This is a genomic window from Inquilinus sp. (assembly GCF_057815775.1).
In genome coordinates this window covers 1-1922 of record NZ_JBYRFX010000311.1, presented here as the reverse complement: position 1 = coordinate 1922, position 1922 = coordinate 1, and the positions used below count along the sequence as shown (strand labels likewise).

Sequence of the window (1922 nt, the reverse complement as noted above, 5' to 3'; positions counted from 1 at the left end):
GATCAGGGCCGCGGCTTCGCGTCCCCCGGCGGCGCCCATGCCGACGTCTCCGCCCTCTACCAGCCCGCCCCGGCGCCGTCGCCGTCGCTCAACCGGTGGAGCCTGGGCGGCGTGTGGACGGTGGGGGGCGAGTTCGCGACGCTGGACGAAGCGCCCGGCCGCATCGTCTACCGCTTCCACGCCCGCGACCTGCACCTCGTCCTGGCGCCGCCCGTCCAGGGCCGGCCGGTCCGCTTCCGTGTCACGATCGACGGCGCCGCCCCCGGGGCCGACCACGGCTCCGACATCGATGCCGATGGCTGGGGCACCGTGCAGGACGACCGGCTGTACCAGCTGGTCCGCCAGGCCGGGCCGGTGGCGGACCGCACCTTCCAGATCGAATTCCAGGACCCCGGCGTCCGCGCCTACGTCTTCACCTTCGGATGACACCGTCAGACCAGGAGACTTCCATGAAAGCCTCGTCCCTCCGCCGCCTGCTGGTGGGCTCCATGCTGGGTGCCGCGGGCAGCTTCAGCGTGTCCTGCGCCGCCCTGGCCCAGTATCTCAGCTATGGCAGGGCGCCGATGGCCCCGGTCGCAGCCGAACCGACCCCGGCCCTGCCCCTCGGCGCCCCGCCGCCGAAGCCGAATGCGCAGCGCTGGGTGGTGACCCGCGACCGGGACCAGGTGTTCCGCGTAGTGTCGGTCGAGACTCGCCGCTAAGGCTCCGGATGGCTGCGGCCGCTTCGCCTCGCTCAGTCCTGCAGGTTTTCCGGGCCGAAGGAATGCGGCAGCAGCGCGTCCAGCGTCGTGGTCATTCGCAGGCCTTCCGGGCCGCAGACATGGACCGGGGTGTCGCCGCGGGCGAATTCGCGGATGCGCTGGCGGCAGCCGCCGCAGGGCGTGCACAGGAGCGTGTCGCCGGCCTCGCCGCCGATCACCACGATCTCGGCGATCGCCTTGTCGCCGGCCGCGACCATGATGCCGATCGCCGTGGCCTCGGCGCATTGGCTCTGCGGATAGGCGGCGTTCTCGACATTGCAGCCGGCATGGATGCGGCCGTCCGGCGTGCGGATCGCCGCGCCGACCGGGAAGTGCGAGTAGGGCACATGGGCATGGGATCGGGCCGCGCTGGCAGCCTGGAACAGCGCCTCGAAACCGGGATCGGTCATATCAGCCTCAGCGTTCCTTGACATAGGGCACGCCGCTGGCCTTCGGCGCCGTCGCCCGGCCGATGAAGCCGGCGAGCAGGACGACCGTCAGGATATAGGGCAGCGCCTGGATGAGCTGGACCGGGACCTCGCCGATGCCCGGGATCACCGTGCCCTGCAGCCGCGCCTCCAGCGCGTCGAGCAGGCCGAACAGCAGGCAGGTCAGCATCACCGGCCAGGGCTTCCACTTGGCGAAGATCAGCGCGGCCAAGGCGAGATAGCCCTTGCCGGCGGTCATGTCCCGGCCGAAGGAGGCGTTCTGCGCCACCGACAGATAGGTGCCGGCCATGCCGCACAGCACGCCGGTCAGGATCATCGCCTGGTAGCGCAGCCGTGCCACCGAGATGCCGGCGGTGTCGACCGCGGCCGGGCTTTCGCCGACCGCGCGCAGCCGCAGGCCGAAGCGGGTGCGGTACACCACCCAGGCGGTCAGCGGCACCGCCAGGAAGGCGACATAGACCAGGATCGGGTGGCCGGAGATCAGCTCGGACCAGATCGGCCCGATCACCGGCACGTCGCGCACCGCATCGGCGAAGGGCAGGATGATCTGCTGGAACCGGGCGTCGCCCTCCAGCGACGGCGTCTGGCCGCCGCGTTGGTACCAGGCGATGCCGAGCGTGACCGTCAGGCCGGAGGACAGGATGTTGATGGCGAGGCCGGAAACCACCTGGTTGCCGCGATGGGTGATCGAGGCATAGCCATGCACCAGGGCGAGCACGACCGAAGCGACGAT

General features: G+C 71.1%; 3 protein-coding genes and 1 pseudogene. 2 read left to right on the top strand and 2 right to left on the bottom strand.

Annotated features, from left to right (window positions below):
• Nucleotides 1-426, top strand: a pseudogene (locus tag AC3XYG_RS11015) (cytochrome c biogenesis protein DipZ); the annotation flags it as partial.
• 23 nt (nucleotides 427-449) lie between these two features.
• The gene (locus AC3XYG_RS11010) at nucleotides 450-701 is read left to right on the top strand and encodes a hypothetical protein (protein WP_489139872.1); all 252 of its coding nucleotides are present in this window, start codon (nucleotides 450-452) and stop codon (nucleotides 699-701) included.
• A gap of 32 nt (nucleotides 702-733) precedes the next feature.
• Here the strand turns inward: AC3XYG_RS11010 and AC3XYG_RS11005 are convergent, their stop codons facing one another.
• Nucleotides 734-1150: a cytidine deaminase gene (locus AC3XYG_RS11005; protein ID WP_489139871.1), complete on the bottom strand. Its 417-nt coding sequence runs from the start codon at nucleotides 1148-1150 to the stop codon at nucleotides 734-736.
• A 7-nt stretch (nucleotides 1151-1157) separates the two neighbouring features.
• Nucleotides 1158-1922: ABC transporter permease (locus AC3XYG_RS11000; RefSeq protein WP_489139870.1), on the bottom strand; the 765-nt coding region annotated here is incomplete at its 5' end.